This window comes from Nonomuraea sp. NPDC049158 (assembly GCF_040648335.1).
Classification (GTDB): Bacteria; Actinomycetota; Actinomycetes; order Streptosporangiales; family Streptosporangiaceae; genus Nonomuraea.
Genome location: NZ_JBEZDM010000002.1, coordinates 268,658 through 285,220, shown reverse-complemented (window position 1 = coordinate 285,220; position 16,563 = coordinate 268,658). Strand labels below are relative to the sequence as shown.

19 protein-coding genes and 1 riboswitch are annotated in these 16,563 nt (G+C 68.6%); of the genes, 12 read left to right on the top strand and 7 right to left on the bottom strand.

Annotation, left to right across the window (positions count from 1 at the left end; genetic code table 11):
* Window positions 1–11 precede the first annotated feature (11 nt).
* From AB0B61_RS05460 to AB0B61_RS05450, 3 genes are all read left to right on the top strand, one after another.
* Window positions 12–212 (top strand): DUF5302 domain-containing protein, encoded by a 201-nt coding sequence (locus AB0B61_RS05460; protein WP_225292283.1) that lies wholly within the window; start codon window positions 12–14, stop codon window positions 210–212.
* Window positions 213–376: 164 nt separating this feature from the next.
* Window positions 377–512, top strand: a riboswitch (cyclic di-AMP (ydaO/yuaA leader).
* A gap of 181 nt (window positions 513–693) precedes the next feature.
* On the top strand, window positions 694–1,434 hold the full coding sequence (locus AB0B61_RS05455) for a hypothetical protein (RefSeq protein ID WP_358428378.1): 741 nt from the start codon (window positions 694–696) through the stop codon (window positions 1,432–1,434).
* Window positions 1,435–1,559: 125 nt separating this feature from the next.
* On the top strand, window positions 1,560–2,402 hold the full coding sequence (locus AB0B61_RS05450) for an alpha/beta hydrolase (RefSeq protein WP_358428375.1): 843 nt from the start codon (window positions 1,560–1,562) through the stop codon (window positions 2,400–2,402).
* Window positions 2,403–2,467: 65 nt separating this feature from the next.
* Here the strand turns inward: AB0B61_RS05450 and AB0B61_RS05445 are convergent, their stop codons facing one another.
* The 4 genes from AB0B61_RS05445 to AB0B61_RS05430 are packed head-to-tail and all read right to left on the bottom strand — an operon-like array spanning window position 2,468 to window position 4,524.
* On the bottom strand, window positions 2,468–2,839 hold the full coding sequence (locus tag AB0B61_RS05445) for a hypothetical protein (RefSeq protein WP_358428372.1): 372 nt from the start codon (window positions 2,837–2,839) through the stop codon (window positions 2,468–2,470).
* 18 nt (window positions 2,840–2,857) lie between these two features.
* Entirely contained in the window at window positions 2,858–3,232 is a 375-nt protein-coding gene (locus AB0B61_RS05440) for a roadblock/LC7 domain-containing protein (protein ID WP_225292286.1), read from the bottom strand.
* Window positions 3,233–3,261: 29 nt separating this feature from the next.
* Window positions 3,262–4,143, bottom strand: coding sequence for a hypothetical protein (locus AB0B61_RS05435; RefSeq protein ID WP_358428369.1), 882 nt, complete (start codon window positions 4,141–4,143; stop codon window positions 3,262–3,264).
* Window positions 4,144–4,146: 3 nt separating this feature from the next.
* The gene (locus AB0B61_RS05430) at window positions 4,147–4,524 is read right to left on the bottom strand and encodes a roadblock/LC7 domain-containing protein (RefSeq protein WP_358428366.1); all 378 of its coding nucleotides are present in this window, start codon (window positions 4,522–4,524) and stop codon (window positions 4,147–4,149) included.
* Between the two features lie 234 nt (window positions 4,525–4,758).
* Between AB0B61_RS05430 and AB0B61_RS05425 the strand changes: the two genes are divergently transcribed.
* Window positions 4,759–5,361 carry an NAD(P)-dependent oxidoreductase gene (locus AB0B61_RS05425; protein WP_358428364.1) on the top strand — a complete coding sequence of 201 codons (603 nt, stop codon included), beginning with the start codon at window positions 4,759–4,761 and terminating at the stop codon, window positions 5,359–5,361.
* Here AB0B61_RS05425 and AB0B61_RS05420 read toward each other — a convergent pair.
* On the bottom strand, window positions 5,355–6,611 hold the full coding sequence (locus AB0B61_RS05420) for a DUF4032 domain-containing protein (RefSeq protein ID WP_358428362.1): 1,257 nt from the start codon (window positions 6,609–6,611) through the stop codon (window positions 5,355–5,357). The two genes, AB0B61_RS05425 and AB0B61_RS05420, sit on opposite strands and share 7 nt — an antisense overlap.
* A gap of 22 nt (window positions 6,612–6,633) precedes the next feature.
* On the opposite strand from AB0B61_RS05420, the gene AB0B61_RS05415 reads away from it, so the two are divergent.
* Entirely contained in the window at window positions 6,634–8,202 is a 1,569-nt protein-coding gene (locus AB0B61_RS05415) for a DUF885 domain-containing protein (RefSeq protein ID WP_358428359.1), read from the top strand.
* A gap of 5 nt (window positions 8,203–8,207) precedes the next feature.
* Here AB0B61_RS05415 and AB0B61_RS05410 read toward each other — a convergent pair whose 3' ends face one another.
* Window positions 8,208–8,846 (bottom strand): class II aldolase/adducin family protein, encoded by a 639-nt coding sequence (locus tag AB0B61_RS05410; protein ID WP_358428356.1) that lies wholly within the window; start codon window positions 8,844–8,846, stop codon window positions 8,208–8,210.
* A 134-nt stretch (window positions 8,847–8,980) separates the two neighbouring features.
* Between AB0B61_RS05410 and AB0B61_RS05405 the strand changes: the two genes are divergently transcribed.
* Window positions 8,981–9,523 (top strand): helix-turn-helix domain-containing protein, encoded by a 543-nt coding sequence (locus AB0B61_RS05405; protein ID WP_358428353.1) that lies wholly within the window; start codon window positions 8,981–8,983, stop codon window positions 9,521–9,523.
* A complete protein-coding gene (locus tag AB0B61_RS05400; RefSeq protein WP_358428350.1) occupies window positions 9,520–10,089 on the top strand; it encodes a hypothetical protein in 570 nt (189 codons plus the stop codon). The genes AB0B61_RS05405 and AB0B61_RS05400 overlap by 4 nt, the downstream gene beginning before the upstream one ends.
* A gap of 168 nt (window positions 10,090–10,257) precedes the next feature.
* Here AB0B61_RS05400 and AB0B61_RS05395 read toward each other — a convergent pair whose 3' ends face one another.
* Window positions 10,258–10,842, bottom strand: a complete 585-nt coding sequence (locus AB0B61_RS05395) for a TetR/AcrR family transcriptional regulator (protein ID WP_358428348.1) — start codon at window positions 10,840–10,842, stop codon at window positions 10,258–10,260.
* 71 nt (window positions 10,843–10,913) lie between these two features.
* Between AB0B61_RS05395 and AB0B61_RS05390 the strand changes: the two genes are divergently transcribed.
* From AB0B61_RS05390 to AB0B61_RS05370, 5 genes are all read left to right on the top strand, one after another.
* Window positions 10,914–11,858 carry a carbohydrate kinase family protein gene (locus AB0B61_RS05390; RefSeq protein ID WP_358428345.1) on the top strand — a complete coding sequence of 315 codons (945 nt, stop codon included), beginning with the start codon at window positions 10,914–10,916 and terminating at the stop codon, window positions 11,856–11,858.
* A gap of 52 nt (window positions 11,859–11,910) precedes the next feature.
* A complete protein-coding gene (locus AB0B61_RS05385; RefSeq protein WP_358428342.1) occupies window positions 11,911–13,125 on the top strand; it encodes an aminotransferase class III-fold pyridoxal phosphate-dependent enzyme in 1,215 nt (404 codons plus the stop codon).
* A 192-nt stretch (window positions 13,126–13,317) separates the two neighbouring features.
* Entirely contained in the window at window positions 13,318–14,763 is a 1,446-nt protein-coding gene (ngcE, locus tag AB0B61_RS05380; RefSeq protein WP_358428339.1) for an N-acetylglucosamine/diacetylchitobiose ABC transporter substrate-binding protein, read from the top strand.
* 3 nt (window positions 14,764–14,766) lie between these two features.
* A complete protein-coding gene (locus AB0B61_RS05375) occupies window positions 14,767–15,681 on the top strand; it encodes a sugar ABC transporter permease (protein ID WP_358428336.1) in 915 nt (304 codons plus the stop codon).
* Between the two features lies 1 nt (window position 15,682).
* Window positions 15,683–16,558, top strand: coding sequence for a carbohydrate ABC transporter permease (locus AB0B61_RS05370; protein ID WP_358428333.1), 876 nt, complete (start codon window positions 15,683–15,685; stop codon window positions 16,556–16,558).
* The last annotated feature ends 5 nt before the right edge of the window (window positions 16,559–16,563 follow it).

Here is a 16,563-nt window from a genome sequence, read left to right as displayed (position 1 = left end):
AGGAGGTCCTCATGGCGGAAACACCGGAGCCGGAAGTCGACGAAACTCCCGAGGACGAGATGAAGCGCAAGTTCCGCGAGGCGCTGGATCGCAAGCGTAACCAGCATGCCGACTCGAGCGCGGGTGGCAGGGGCAACGACCCTTCCAAGATTCACGGCGCTCACGGGCCCGCCGCCAGCAAGCGTTCTTTCAGGCGGAAGAGCGGCGGTTGACCTGAGCTTTTCTGGGGGTACGGCATGCCGTACCCCCTTTTTTCTTGACCTCCTAGGTAGATCTTCGCCCGTTTCATGGCCTTATGTTTGCCTTTGTCCGGTTCGGTACCTATAGTTCATGGAGTTACCAGCCGGTGACTTTGGGGCTTCAACAGGGGAGTACCAACCGGCAGGCGCCGAATCCCGCTCGCGGGAACCGGGGAACCAAACGTTCCTTAGGGGTGAATCCGACCGCGGTCGGTAGGGCATCTCCACGTCCGAACCCGTCAGCTAACCCGGTAGGCGAGATGGAGAGGACACCTACCGCATGCGTAACCCCCGCGTCGTGCCGCCAGCCCGCGTGTTGTCGTCCGCTGACTGACCGGCACCTTCCCCCCGCTCTTCCACGCTCCACGTAGCGCCCGTTTGGCGTTTTGCCCGGCTACGCACACCTTTCGCGAGCGCAATCCCCTTGTTCCCGTATAAAGGACTTTGCTACTCCATGTCTGTTCGATCTGCCATGCTCACCGCCGCCGTCGTCGGTGCGATCTCCATCGGCGCAGGCACCGCCGCACACGCCGATTCCGGCAGTGACAAGAAGGTCCTGCTCAAGGGCAAGACCACCGCGTCCTACTTCTGGGACGACTCCTCCGGCCGCGCCGGGGACACCGGGCTGCCGGCCAGCGGCAAGCCCATGCAGAAGGGGCTCGCCGCCAGCCCGAGCTGGCCGCTCATGACCGAGGGCTACGTCGTCTACAAGGGCAAGAAGATGCCCTTCTTCGTCGGCGACCGCGGCCCGGGCGTGCCGTCCTCCAGCGGCGTCATGCTCGACCTCGACGCCAAGACCTTCGCCGCCCTGACCGGCGGCCGCTTCAACTCCAGCACGCTGGGCGTGGACGGCAACGGTGGCGCGGGCCACATCAAGATCGACTACGTCATCACCAAGTGGGGCAGTGGCCCGGGCAAGAAGAACTACCCGCTGCCCTTCTCCACCGGTTCGTACGCCGTCGTGGACCGCAACCCCGCCAAGCCCCCGAAGATCGTGGCCGAGGGCGACAAGCCCGCCGCGGTCAAGCCCGCTCCCGCCAAGGCCGTGCCGGTGGCCGCCAAGAAGGCCGACAAGGCCGAAGAGAAGGTCGTTGAGTCGAACGCCATCGGTGGCGCCGCCGCGGCGGTCGCGCTGGCGATGTTCGGCGGCTCGACGGTCGGCCGCGACCGGATCCGCAAGCTCGTCCGGCGCTGACGGCCGTCAGGTCCGAAGACGGTCTCGCTGGCGGCCGCCAGGTCCGGAGCCGACGATCTCGATGGTCGTCAAGTCCGGAGCTGGCGGTCTTTGCGTCGCGGGAAACAGAATGTCATTCTGACCTGGTGACCATTGCAGCCGCCAACGGCATCGAGATCGCGTACGAGACCTTCGGCTCACCCGGCGGACGTCCCCTGCTCCTCATCATGGGGCTCGGCGCCCAGCTCATCCACTGGGACGACGAGCTCTGCGAGCTCCTGGCGGAGCAGGGCCATCACGTCGTCAGATTCGACAACCGGGACTCCGGACTCTCCACACACCTGCACGACGAGGGCGTTCCCACACTGGGGACGTCCTCTTCGTATCTGCTGGACGACATGGCCGACGACGCCGCCGGGCTGATGGACGTCCTCGGCTGGACCGCCGCCCACGTCGTGGGCGCCTCGATGGGCGGGATGATCGCCCAGACGCTCGCCATCCGGCACCCCGAGCGGGTCCTGACCCTTACCTCGATCATGTCGACGCCCGGCCCGGACGTGGCCCCGCCCACGCCGGAGGCCAGCGCGGTGCTGCTCGCCGCGCCCCCGACCGATCGGGACGCCGTGCTCGCCCAGTCCTTGAGGACCTGGGCGGTGATCGGTTCGCCCGGCTTCGACATGGACCGGGAACGCATCCTGCGGCTGTCCGGCCAGGCGTACGACCGGTGCTTCGACCCGCCGGGCACGACCCGGCAGCTGGCCGCGATCATGGCCTCCGGTGACCGCACGGAGCGGCTCGGCACGCTGGGGATCCCCGCCCTGGTCATCCACGGCGAGGCCGACGCTCTCGTCCCGGTCGCCGCCGGCCACGCCACGGCGGCGGCGATTCCGGGCGCCACGCTGCTGACGTTCCCCGGTATGGGCCATGACCTGCCCCGGCCGCTCTGGCCGGACATCGTCGGCGCCATCACCAAGCTCACCACGAGCTGACGTAAGGGATCGGTGGAGGTCGGTGGCTCGTGTCCGCCGCGCCCGGACGCGAGCCACCGGATCTCTCAGACCTCCAGCTTCTCCTCGATCCCGCGGAGCTGGTGCCGGGCCAGCGCCAGGTTGGCCCGTGCCCGATCCAGTGCGAGATAGAGGAAGAGCCCCTTGCCGCCGCGGCCGGTGATCGGCCGGATGATGTGGTACTGGCCGCCGAGCGTGATCAGGATGTCCTCGATGGAGTCCTTGAGCCCCAGCGAGTCCATCGTGCGCAGCTTGGCCTTGACCACCTCCGTGTTCCCCGCCGCGGCGACCTGGAGATCCAGGTCCTTGGAGCCGCCGAGCGCCCCCAGCGCCATGCCGCTGCCGTGATCGACGATCACCGCGCCGATGGAGCCGTCGATCGTCATCATCTCCTTGAGAGAGACGTCCATGCTGGCCATGCCTTCCTCCGTTCAAGCTCAGTGAATCCGTGCTGAGATGGCGGCCACGCTGGCCGCCGTCTTGCGCCCCTCCAGCCGGAGCAGCCCGAGATTGGTGCCGGGCTCAGCCAGGACTGCGAGGACGATGGTGGGGCCCGCCGCGTAGAAGGCGGCGAAGCCGGCGGTGCCGGAGATGAGCGTCTCCTCCAGTACGCCCTGGCCGGTCATGATCGTCATTCGCCTGCTCAGCGCGAGCAGTGCCGCGGACAACGCGGCGACCTGCTCGCCACTGCCGTCGGCGTTGTCGCAGGCGATGCTCATGCCGTCGACCGTGCAGGCGACGCTCCCGCTGATGTCCGGAGTGCGCTCGCGCAGGAGAACCATCTCCCTGAGCACCTCTTCACGCAGCTCCACCGGTGGCCTCCTTTGCGGGCGGGGGAACCTCATGTCAGCTCCTCCAGTGCCTTCTTCAGGCGCATCAGCAGGGCCAGGTCTGTGGGGTCCGCCGTGACCGGCGGGCCGAGCGGCAGGCCCGGGGCGCGGGGATCGTGCGGCGGCCGTTGAGCGGCGGCCACGCGCCCCCGCTGCGGCAGCGCCCCCTGCCCGTCTCCGGCGGTCTTCGCCCTGTGCTCACCGGTCTTCGTCGCGCTCTCTTCCGGGGCGCGCGTGGTGGTGGTCGTCTCCACGGACTGTGCCAGCAGCCCGGCCGCCGCCATCCTCCGTACGGCCAGCAGCACCGAATAGCCGGACCTGCCGATCCGCTTGGCCAGGTCGAGCGGTGTCGCCTCGGCCCCGGCCCCGGTGAGGACCTCCCACTGGACCGAGTCCAGAGTCACCCCGCTGCCCGGCAGCCACTGCGCCGGCCGTACCGGAGCCGTGTCCAGCTGGGCGGACGGCCAGATCTGCGCGAGATAGGCGCGGCGGCGCGCGCACTCCCGCATCAGGCCCGCCACGTCGAAGAACCACTGCCCGCCCAGCCAGTGCTGCTCGCCCGGCCGGAACTTCGGCCGCGACCCGCCGGTCGGCAGCAGGAAGAACGCGGCGTCCAGGACGGCCCCGAGCACGCAGTACTGCAGCTCGCCCAGCGTGACGGGCCCCTCCTCCAGCAGGCGCGCGCAGCCCCCGTCGGCCTGCAGCCTGCGCAGCGCGGTCTCCGGCAGCCGCCCTCGCGCCGCCAGCAGCCGCTCGACGCCGGGCGTCTGGGCGCACTCCATGTACGTGACCCGGCCCTCGCTGAGGAAGATCGTGCCGGCCCGGCCCACGCGGAGGGCGCCCGTGGCCCGTTCACGGGCGAGACCGGCCAGAAGCGTATCCAGCGGTGCCATGACTCAGGCGAGCAATTGGCGGGAGATGTTCAGGAGGCGGTAACGCGCCAGGGCGAGATTCGACCGTTCCAGATCGAGGCGCAGGTAAATGACGAGCGGCCCCTCGAATACCGTTTCGAGGAATCTCAGTAAATGATGGCCTTTGTCGGTAGTTACCAGCATGTCGTCGATACGAACAGTTTCACCCGGGCAGGAGCGGGCCAGGCCGTCCATGGTCGCGCGCAGCGTCTCCGTCAGGGCGGCGGCGGAGCTCTCGGCGTCCACGCCTTGCGGCGGTCCGCTGATAGCCACGGCCATGCCGCTCGTCTGGTCCACCAGCATCGCGTCCAGCGCCCCTGGTATCGCCATGACCTCGGTCAGGCAGTCATCCAGTCCCAGCACGTGACCCTCCCACGCCGTCATGAGGACGGGGACAGCGTAGGAGCGGCGGAGGGCGGCCGGGTGATCGGATAAAGCGAGATATGTATGAGGTTAAAGATGTCTACGGCCAAGGGGGAGAAAAACCTAACCGCGACGGAGATTTCCTGATTGGGAGTATTGCTTGCGACATTTAAGAGTATCGCTCGCATTATTCTTGGCCCAGCTCGCCAGTATCCAATGGATACTCTGGAGAATATGAAGATCCTTCTCTTTGGCGCGACCGGCATGGTCGGTCAGCGCATTGCCGCCGAGCTGGCGGCCCGCGGCCACGAGGTGACCGGTGTCAGCAGGTCGGGACCGGTCAAGGGAGATGTGCGCGACGCCGCCACGCTGGGCCGCGGCCACGACGCGGTGATCTGCGCGATCGCTCCGCCCCGCGACGGGAGCGAGCCCGAGGGACCGTTCCTCGACGCCCATCGCGCCCTCATCGACGGCGTCCGCGCCGCCGGGGTCAGGCGGCTCGTCGTCGTCGGCGGCGCCGGCGGCCTGGAGGTGGCGCCCGGTGTCGACCTGGTCGACACGCCCGGCTTCCCGGAGATGTACAAGAAGGAAGCGCTGGCCCAGCGGAGCGCTCTCGGCCTCTATCGCGAGGTCGACGACCTCGACTGGACCTACGTCTCCCCGGCCGCGGAGATCGCGCCCGGAGAGCGCACCGGACACTTCCGTGTCGGCGGCGACCAGCTTCTCGCGGACGCCGAGGGCAACAGCCGCATCTCCGCCGAGGACTACGCGATCGCGATCGCCGACGAGGTGGAGAAGGGCGAGCACCCGCGCCGGCGCATCACGGTCGCCTACTGAACCCCGCCCGGCTCCTCCACCAGGTCGTCCGGCTCGTCAAGCAGGCCGCCCGGCTCCTCGGGCAGGAGCGCCTTCTCGTCGGGCTTGTGGACGAGCACGTTGTCCACGTACGACTTCACGGCGGCCGTGAGGCCCACGTCGGCCCCGGCCGCCTCCGACAGGTACCACCGGTGGTCCAGCACCTCGTGGAACAGCTGCGCGGGCTCCAGCTTCCCGCGCAGCCGGGCCGGAATGCCCTCGACCGTCGGCTGGAACACCTCCGCCAGCCACCGGTGCGCCACGATCGCCTCGTCCTCGTGCCGCAGGCCCTTGGCGACCCGGAAGCCGTCGAGGTCGTTCAGCAGCCGCCTGGCCTGGTTCTCCTCGACGTCGAGCCCGGTGAGCCGGAGCAGCCGCCGCTGGTGGTGCCCGGCGTCGACCACCTTGGGCCGGACGATGAGCCGTCCGGTGCCGACCTTGCGCCGCACCATCATCTCGGCCACGTCGAAGCCCAGCAGGTTGAGCCGCCTGATCCGCTGCTCCACCCGGTGCCAGTCGACCTCCTCGATGATCTCGTCCTGGGTGATCTCGTTCCACAGCCGGTGGTAACGGGTCACGATGTCCTCGGCGGTGTCCATGGGGTCGATCGACGGGTGCAGCAGCCCGCCCGCCTCCAGGTCGAGCATCTCGCCGAAGATGTTCATGTGCGCGGTCTCGATGTCGCCGAGCCGCTGGCCCTCGCTGATCATCGGGTGCATCTCGCCGGTCTCCGCGTCCACGAGGTAGGCGGCGAACGCGCCCGCGTCCCTGCGGAACAGCGTGTTCGACAGCGAGCAGTCGCCCCAGTAGAAGCCGGTCAGGTGCAGCCGCACCAGCAGCACGGCCAGCGCGTCCAGTAGCCGGGTGAGCGTGTCGGGCCGCAGCGTTCCCGACATGACCGCGCGGTAGGGGAGCGAGAACTGCAGGTGCCGGGTGATCAGCGCCGCGTCGAGCCCCTCGTCCCGGCCGGTGACGTAGGCGATCGGCTCGACCGACGGCGCGTCGAGCCTGGCCAGGTCCCACAGCAGCTGGTACTCCCGCCTGGCGTACCGCTCGCTGATCTCCTTGATCGCGTACACGTTGCCGGACAGCCGCACGAACCGCACCACGTGGCGCGAGATACCGCGCGGCAGGTCGACGATGTGATGCGTCGGCCAGTCGGAGAGAGGGACCTCCCAAGGCAGGCGGATCAGGTCGGGGTTGCCGAGCGCGCCGGTGATCTGTAGGGGCATATGCCCAGGATATTGTGCGGACGTGGACGAGTTTCTCAAGTGGTACTTTTCCGGTCGTCCCGTCGTCGCCAGCACCCTGGGAGCCGACGGCTACGATCACACGCTCGGTGACTTCACCGCCGCCGCCTTCGCCGCCCGTGAGCGGGAAGAGATCGTCTGGCTGGACCGGCTCTCCAGGCTGGAGACGCCGACGCCGGACGACGCGATCGACAGGGATCTCGTCCTGTCCCAGCTGAGGGGTTCCATCGCTCTGGCCTCCTGGCCGGACTGGCGGCGTGACCCGGCCGTCTACCTGTCGGCGATCTTCACCTCCATGTTCACGCCGTTCCAGCGGCGGCTCAAGCCCGAGCCCGAGCTGGTGGCCGCCGCCCTCTCCCGACTGGCCGAGGTGCCGGACGTGCTGGCCGCCTGCCGGGCCAACCTCGACGCCGAGCTCGCGGCGCCGCTGCTCGTCCAGCGCGGCCTCGGGCAGGCGCGCACCGGACGCAACTTCCTCACCAGGACCATCCCGTCGATGGTGACGGACCCGGAGCTGCGCGCGCGGCTCGCGTCCGCGGCCGAGCCGGCCGCCGCCGCTTTCGACGCGTTCGTCACCTTCCTCGACGAATTCAAGTGCGGCGGCACCTGGCGGATGGGGGAGCGGCTCTACTCGACGCTGCTGCGCGAGCGCGAACTGCTCGGGTACGGCGCCGCCGAGCTGCACGAAAAGGGCGAGGCGGCCTGGGCCTCGCTGGACGCGCGGATGCGCGAGGTCACCAGGAGACTCAACGGCACCGAGGACTGGCGCGCCGCGATGGAGTCCCTGATGGACGACCATCCCGCCACGCTGGCCGACATGCGGGCCGAGTACGAGGCCGAGACGCGGCGGGCCCGCGAGTTCGTCAAGGAACGCGACCTGGTGACCTTCCCCGAGGGGGAGGAGTGCCTGGTGCTGCCCTCGGCCGAATACACCAGGCCGGTCCTGGCCGTGGCCCACTACCTGTCGCCGCCGCCGCTGAGCAGCTCGCGTACCGGCGTGTTCTTCGTGCCGTACACGCCTGACGGGTTCACCGAGGAGCAGGTACGGCAGCGCCTGCGGACGAACTCGCGGGCCCAGATGCCGTCGATCGCCGTCCACGAGGCCTATCCCGGCCACCACTGGCACCTGTCGCACATGGCGAGCAACACCCGGACGGTGCGCAACGTGTTCCGCACCCCGTACTTCACCGAGGGCTGGGCCCTCTACGTCGAGAAGGTGCTGCACGAGCAGGGCTACTTCGACACGCTCGCCACCGAGCTGGCGCACCTGGACTGCCGCATCTTCCGCGCGGCCCGCATCGTGGTGGACACGGCGCTGCACTGCGAGGACATGTCGATCGAGGAGGCGGAGACGTTCATGGCGACGAAGGCGTCACTGTCGCCCGGAACGGCGCAGGGGGAGGTCAACCGCTACTGCGCCTGGCCCACACAGGCGCCGTCCTACCTGACGGGCGCGATCGAGATCGACCGGATCAGGGAGTCGTACGACGGGTCGCTGAAGTCGTTCCACGACAAGATCGCGGGCTCGGGCGGCCTGCCCCTGGGACTGGCGGAACAGGCGGCCCACCTGTAGCCCCCTCAGGTGGTGCGGCGGGGGAAGGCCGGTGGGTTGAGCGAGCGGTCGATCACGGCCGCGAGCTGTTCGTCGGTCAGGATCGTGGGCTTGCCGACGCTCAGCCCCCGCACGTACACCTCACACAGCCATTCCAGCAGCCGGGTGGCCTCGAAGGCCTGTTCCAGCGTGGCGCCGATGGTGACGCCGCCGTGGTTGGCCATGAGCGCCGCCTGCTTACCGTCGAGCGCCGCCCGGACATTGGCCGCCAGCTCCGGCGTCCCGTACGTCGCGTACTCGGCCACCCGCACCACCCCGCCCAGCAGCAGCGCGTTGTAGTGGACCGGCGGCAGCTCGGTCATCGTGCTGGCCACGACGGTCCCGAACACCGAGTGCGTGTGGACGACGGCCTGCGCGCCGGTGGTCTCGTAGACGGCCAGGTGCATCGGCGTCTCCGAGGACGGCTGTAAGTCGCCTTCGACCAGGTAACCCTCGATGTCCACGATCGGGCACATCTCCGGTGTCAGCCGGTCGAGCGCGACTCCGGACGGGGTGACCGCGACCAGTTCGCCCTGACGGACGCTCAGGTTGCCCGACGTGCCGATGACCAGGCCCTGCTCGACGGCTCTCTGTCCGTACTCGCACAGCTGCTCGCGGAGGCTCATGGCGGAGCAATGTAGTCGGTCGTCCGAAATGCGGCAATGCCAGGGGCGTTCGGCCTGCCACTTCCCACGGGAAGTGGCAGGCCGAACGCCGGTGCGCCTGTCGGTCAGTTGCCGACGGCGAAGCGCTGCCGGCGGTGCCTGGGCCGCTCGATCTCGTCGAGGAGGGGCTGCTGTGGCACATGGTCGACTTCGCCGACTACGCCGTCACCGACAGCACCATGCTGTGGGTTCGCCCCGGCCAGGTGCAGCGCTTCGGCGACCTCAGCGCGGCGACCGGCACCCTGGTGCTGTTCCAGCCCGACTTCCTCGACCCCGCCACCGCCGCCGACGTCCGCCTCGACGACCCCTTCGGACGCACCCTGTGGCAGATCACCGGCGAGGACGCCCCCGCCCTGCGCCGGGCCCTCGACCACCTCGACCACGAATACGGCGCCACCCGCATGCCGGCTGCCACTCGCTCCGCCATCCTCCAGCGGCTGCTCGGCGTGCTCCTCTCCAGCACGACGCGACGGTCGATGAATGCCAAACGCCTGCTCGCCCACGGCGACCAACCCGTCGCGGGCATCGGGACCCGGCTCGGCTTCCTCGACACCAGCAACTTCGTCAAGTACTTCGTCCAGCGCACCGGCACCACACCAGCCACCTTCCGTGGCCGGTATCGCTCGGCCCGGGCATGACGAGGACCGCCGCTGGCCGCCGCGAGCCTCGCCCTCGTACAGAAGTCGGAGAGCACGCCGATCGCCGACCACAGCATCCGCAGCTTCCTGTTCGCCGCCTGCTGGCCGAGCAGGAAGGCTCCCTGAACGACGCGGCCTACGACGAGAACCTGCTCTTCGCCGCCTGCGTGATGCACGATCTGGGGCTGGGCACCCTCGCGGCCGGCCAGGCCCGGTTCGAGGTGGAAGGCGCCGATCTGGCGGCATCCGTGCTGACCGAGCACGGCGTCGCCGCGACGGACGTCGACCGGGTGTGGGAAGCGATCGCCCTGCACTCCTCCGTGGGCATCGCCGGCCGGCGCGGGCTGCTGACCTACCTGACCCACAAGGGCGTCTTCACCGACGCCGGCCGTTTCACCGACTTCGGCGCCGCGACGCTCCAGCCGATCTACGCCACCTACCCCCGACCCGCCGACCTGCGCTTCATGCAGGACGCGATCGTCGAGCATGCCGCCCGCTCCCAGGCCGCGGCACCGCCATACTCGATCGCGGCCTGGTACCTGCGCGAGCGACAGGCCGAAGAGTGATCTCCGCACCTGGCCGAGGATGAGGGCCGAATCGGGTAACTACGCGCCGTTGCGGCGGGACGTCGCGCCCGGTCAGCGGGCGTCTCCCTGGACAGGCGCCCGCCACCTGCGGCGGTTGGCGGGTTGGGCGGCTTGCCGTACAGGATGGAAGGTCTTTTTAGAAGACCATCACAGATGGTCGAGAGCGGAGAGCATCAGGCGCTCCAGGTCCACGCGGCCCAGACGGCCGGGATAGAGCAGCAGGTGCAGGCTGAGCCCGTCGACCAGCGCCAGGAGGCGCTCCGTGATGTCGTCGAGGTTCTCGTCGGTGGTGAGCTCGCCCGCCGCCCGAGCCTCGCCGAGCAGCGTCCGTACGGCGCCGCGGAGCTCGGCGGCCTCGGCGCGCTGGACCTCGGCCAGGCGCTCCGAGGCCAGGCTGCGGCTCCAGAAGCTGACCTCCAGACGCGTCTCCTGGGTACGCTCCGCGTCGAGGGGCAGGTTGTCCAGCAGCAGCTCGCGCAGCGCGGCCAGGCCGGTGGCGCCCTCGATCTTGCGCGTCAGGCGCTCGCGGATGCGCTGGTGGGACTGTCGCAGCGCCGACAGCAGGATCTCGTCCTTGTCGGCGAAGTAGTGCGCCAGCACGCCGTTGGAGTAGCCCGCCTCCTTGGCGATGGCACGGGTGGTGGCGGCGTCGATGCCGTCCCTGACGATCACCCGGCTGGCGGCTGAGAGCACCTCGCGCCTGCGCTCGTCATGGTCAACGATCTTCGGCATCCGGTGGCCCCCTTCGTGGTGCTGTCCTGAGCATATTGACTTTTTATTCGGACGTCTGTCTATTTAGACCCATGACCGTCGCCACGGTCGGCGTGCACATCGTCGACATCCTCGCCAGGCCCGTCTCGTACATCCCGGAAGGGCAGGACACCGCCCTGGTGGACCAGATCCGGCTCACCGCCGCCGGGTCCGCGGCCGGGACGGCGGTCGACCTGGTCAAACTGGGCAACGAGGTCGTCTCCATGGGCGCGATCGGGGACGACGAGCTCGGGGACTTCCTGGTGGCGGTGATGGCCAAGCGCGGCGTGGACGTCTCCCTGCTCATCCGCAAGGCCGGCGAGCAGACGGCGGCGTCGATCCTGCCGATCAGGCCCGACGGCGGGCGCCCCAGCTTCCACGTCCCCGGGGCCAACCTCGGGGTCACGGCGGCGGACCTGGACGAGGCGCGGCTGCGTGGCGTGCGGGCCGTCCACCTGGGCGGGATGGACGTGACGTTCGGGCTGGGGGATCCGGCGTTCTTCGCGCTGCTGGACTCGCTCCGGGCGGCCGGGGTGATCGTGACCATGGACCTGCTGTCGGAAATGCCGGACTTGCTGGGGATGGCACGGGCATTCCTCCCGCACGTGGACTATGTCCTCCCGAACGACTCCCAGGCGCTCCTCATGGCAGGCGGCTCCGGCTCCGGCTCGTCGCCTTCTGCGGCGGAGGTGTCGGCGGCGGCCAGGGCGTTGCTGGCGGAGGGGCCGCGCGGGGTGCTCGTCACCATGGGGGCCGAGGGAAGCCTGGTGGTGACCGAGGCGGGTATCGAGCAGGTGCCCGCGCTCAAGGTCGAGGTCAGCGACACGACCGGCTGCGGAGACGCGTACTGTGCCGGGTTCATCACCGGACTGCTGCACGGACAGGACGTGGTGGGCGCCGCCCGCTGGGGCACGGCCGCCGCCGCCCAGGTCGCCACCGGGCTCGGCTCGGACGCGGGCCTCACCGACCTCGAATCCACCCTCGCCCTGCTGGCATGACAACGCCGCCGGCTGCTGTGTTCGATTCGTGGAACGTGGAGAGGGATTTCAGATGACAGACGCTGAGCTTCGTCAGCGGGCGTTGAAGGTCGTGCCCGGCGGCATGTACGGGCACCTCAACGCCGCGATCTTCGCCCCCGGATACCCGCAGTTCTTCGAGCGGGGCGAAGGGTGCCGCCAGTGGGACGTGGACGGCCGCGAGTACATCGACTTCATGTGCAGCTGGGGCCCGGTGGTGCTCGGGCACCGGCACCCGCGCGTGGAGGAGGCGGCCGCCCGGCAGCTGGCTCTCGGCGACTGCCTCAACGGGCCGGGCCCGATCATGGTCGAGCTGGCCGAGCTGCTGGTCGACACCGTGCCCAGCGCGGACTGGGCGATGTTCTCCAAGAACGGCACCGACGCCACCACCCAGGCCCTCATGGTCGCCAGAGCGGCCACCGGCCGGACGAAGGTGCTGATGGCCCACGGCGCCTACCACGGGGCCGACCCCTGGTGCACGCCGTCGCTCGCCGGGACGACACCGAACGAGCGGGCCGACCTGGTGGAGTTCGACTACAACTCGATCGAGTCGCTGGAGGCCGCGGCCGCCACGGTCGAGGGGCAGGTCGCGGCGATCATCGTGACGCCGTTCAAGCACGACTCCTTCGAGGACCAGGAGCTGGTGGAGCCCGCTTTCGCGCGGGCCGCGCGGGCGCTGGCCGACCGGATCGGGGCCGCGCTGGTGATCGACGACGTCCGGGCGGGGTTCAGGATCGACCTGCGGGGGTCGTGGGAGCCCTATGGCGTACGGCCGGACCTGACGGCGTGGTCCAAGGCCATGGCGAACGGCTACGCCATCGCCGCCGTGACCGGCACGGACGCGTTGCGCGGCCCGGCTCAGACGCTGTATTCGACGGGCTCGTTCTGGTTCTCGGCCGTGGCGATGGCGGCGGCGAAGGCGACGATCGAGACGCTGCGCGACACCGACGGCATCGCGGCCATGGAGCGGGCCGGGACACAACTGCGTGACGGGCTGTACGGGCAGGCCAAGGCGCACGGGTTCGTGGTGAACCAGACCGGGCCGGTGACGATCCCGTGGCTGAGCTTCGATGGCGACGCCGACCTGTCGACCGCCATGTACTGGAGCGACGCCTGCCTGCGGCACGGCGTGTACATCCACCCGTGGCACAACTGGTTCATGTCGGCGGCGCACACGGAGGAGGACGTGGCACGCGCCCTGGAGGGCACCGACCTGGCCTTCGCCGAGACCCGAGCGCACTTCGGCTGACGGGACCCCGAGAGAGCTTCGGGTCGGCGGTGGGTGGCCGTTTGGGCGGGGGACATCTAATGTCCTTTCTGCAGGGGATCGCGGCAAAGGTGTTACGGCTCGATTGCGCCCCTTGACGGGTGCGCCCAGCCGTTCGTACCTTCGGGCAAACGGTTAGGAAACTTTCCTAATTCGTCCTCTTCAGGAGCCCCCATGACCCACCCGGGAGAGATCACTCGGCGTCAGCTGCTGCGCCGCATCGGCATGACCGCGTTCGTCGCCGGCCCCGGCGCGGGCCTGCTGAGCGCCTGCGCCACCAGCGGCGCCGGCGACGAGCCCACCTCGACGCCGACCGGCTCGATCGCCGTCTCCGCCGACCCGAAGAACCCGTTCGGCGTCGACGCCAAGAAGCCGCTGGAGGTCACGATCTTCAGCGGCGGCTACGGCGACGCGTACGCCAAAGACCTGCACGAGAAGATGTACGAGAAGAGGTTCCCCGGAGCGACGGTCAAGCACAACGCGACCCAGCAGATCGGCACCCAGCTGCGCCCGCGCTTCGTCAGCGGCGACGTGCCCGACGTGGTGAACAACTCGGGCCCCGAGGCGCTCGACCTGGCCGCCATGGCCGGCGAGGGCCAGCTGGCCGACCTGACCGCGCTGTTCGACGCGCCTTCCTTGGACGACCCGTCCAAGAAGGTCCGCGACACCGTGACGCCGGCCGTGCTGGACAACGCGAAGATCGACGACAAGGACCTGGTCCTCAACTACACCGTCTCCCACCGCGCGCTCTGGTACAACGCCAAGCTCTTCGCGGACAAGGGATGGGCGCTTCCGAAGACGTGGGCGGAGTTCAAGGCGCTCGGCGACACGGCGAAGAAGGAAGGCATCCTGCTCTTCGCCTATCCCGGGCAGAAGGGCCCTTACTACCAGCTCTGGAACGCCCTCTACACGGCCGCCAAGATCGGCGGCAACCAGGTCCTCATCGACATCGACAACCTGGTCGACAACGCCTGGAACGCCGAGCCGGTGAAGCAGTCGGTGACCGCCTGGGTGGAGATCCAGACGCTTTATGGCGATAAAGCGTACTTCGGCCTCGATCACACCCAGACCCAGGTCAAGCAGCTCCAGAACAAGCTGCTCTTCTACCCGGTCGGCTCGTGGATCGAGAACGAGATGGCCAAGGACAAGCCCAAGGACTTCGAGTACGCCATCGCCCCGATCCCCGACGTCACCGCCGCCGACAAGATGCCCTACGGGGCCATCCAGGTGGGAGTCGGCGAGAACTTCTTCGTCTCCGCCAAAGGCAAGAACCCGCAGGGCGGCCTGGAGTATCTCCGCATCATGCTGTCGAAGGAAGGGGCCAAGGGCTTCACCGAGAAGACACTGAACCTCACCGTCGTCAACGGCGCCGCCGAGGGACTGGACCTCACCCCTGGCCTCAAGAGCGCGGCCAAGGCGCAGGACGCCGCCGGTCAGAACATCATCACCGACGCCCGTTTCGAGGGCTGGTACAAGGAGTTGTTCGACTACGGCACCCAGCAGATAAACGTGGTCATGGCCGGGCGCATCACGCCCGAGAAGTTCTGCCAGAACATGCAGAAGAAGGCGGACGCCATCAAGAAGGACTCGGCCGTCGTCAAGCAGACGCGGAGCAACTAGCACATGGAGCGGTTGCGCAAGTACGGGTTCGTCGCCGGGTTTCTCGCCGTTCCGGTCGCTCTCTACTCGGTGTTCGTGATCAGTCCTTACATCCAGGCGTTCCAGATCTCCCTGACGGACTGGAACGGCTACAAGTCGAGGCTGCACTACATCGGGCTGGACAACTTCACCCGCTTATTCGGGGACGAGGTCTTCTGGCGGGCCCTGCGCAATCACGGAATCCTGCTGCTCGTGCTGCCGCTCGTGACGGTCGTCATCGCGTTGTTCTTCGCCTTCCTGCTGAACCTGGGCGGCGGAACGCGCGGCGCGGGAATGAAGGGGATCTGGGGGTCGAGGTTCTATCGGGTGGTGTTCTTCTTCCCCCAGGTGCTCGCCGTGGCCGTGGTCGGAGTGCTGTTCAAGGCCGTCTACCGGCCCGACGAGAGCGGCGTGATCAACGGACTCCTGGTCAAGCTGGGCCTCGATCCCGTCGGCTGGCTCGTCGAGCCGGACCTGGCCCTCTGGGCGATTCTGGCGGTGATGATCTGGCAGGCCGTCGGTTTTTATGTGGTGCTCTTCTCGGCGGGAATGGCCGCCATTCCGAAGGACTACTTCGAGGCGGCGGCGCTCGACGGGGCGGGGCGGGCGCGGCTGTTCTTCTCGATAACGCTGCCGCTGCTGCGCGACACCATCCAGGTGGGCTGGGTGTATTTGGGGATCGCGGCGTTCGACGGGTTCGCGCTGATCCTCGTACTCGCCGGGGACAAAGGAGAGCCCGACGGGGCCACGACCGTGCTGCCCGTGGAGATATGGAAGACCGCGTTCACCTATTCCAAGGTCGGCTACGCCTCGGCCATGGGGGTCGTGCTGTTCTTTCTCACCGTGACGTTCGCGGTGCTGACCCTGCGCACCACGAGGCGCGAGAGGATCGAGCTCTGACATGGCACCGACCTCCTCCGGCAGGCCCACGCCTCGTCCGGCCAGACCCCGGCTCGGGGTGCTCGGCGGCCTCTCGCATGTGGCGCTCTTCATCTGGGCGCTGCTGATCATCCTGCCGCTGCTCTGGACGTTCCTCGCGTCGTTCAAGAACAACACGGAGATCTTCGGGGACGCGCTTCAGCTGCCCGGGCAGTTGCGGCTCGACGCCTGGGGGAGGGCCTGGGACAAGGCCCACGTGGGGCAGTACATGCTCAACACCGTCATCGTCGTATTTTTCAGCACTTTGGGGACGATGCTGTTCGGCTCGATGGCGGCGTATGTGCTGGCGCGCTACCAGTTTTTCGGCAACAGGGTGATTTATTACTTCTTTGTGGCGGGGATGGCGTTCCCGATCTTCCTGGCGCTGGGACCGCTGTTCTTCGTCGTCCTCCAGCTCGGCCTGCTGAACTCCCACATCGGGCTCATCCTGGTCTACATCGCGTACTCGCTGCCGTTCACGGTCTTCTTCTTAGCCGCATTTTTCCGTACATTGCCGGACACCGTGGCCGAAGCGGCGGCGATCGACGGCGCCTCCCACACCCGCACGTTCTTCCAGATCATGCTCCCCATGGCCAAGCCCGGCCTGATCAGCATCACCATCTTCAACGTGCTCGGCCAGTGGAACCAGTACCTGCTGCCCCTGGTCCTGCTCACCGACGACAAGGACAAGTGGGTCATCACCCAGGGCATCGCGGACATCTCCACCATCGCCGGGTACGAGGCGGACTGGCCGAGCCTGTTCGCCGCCCTCTGTATGGCGATCATCCCGGTGATGATCGTCTACATCATCTTCCAACGCCAGATCCAGTCCGGCCTCGGCGCGGGGGCGCTGAAGTAACGTGA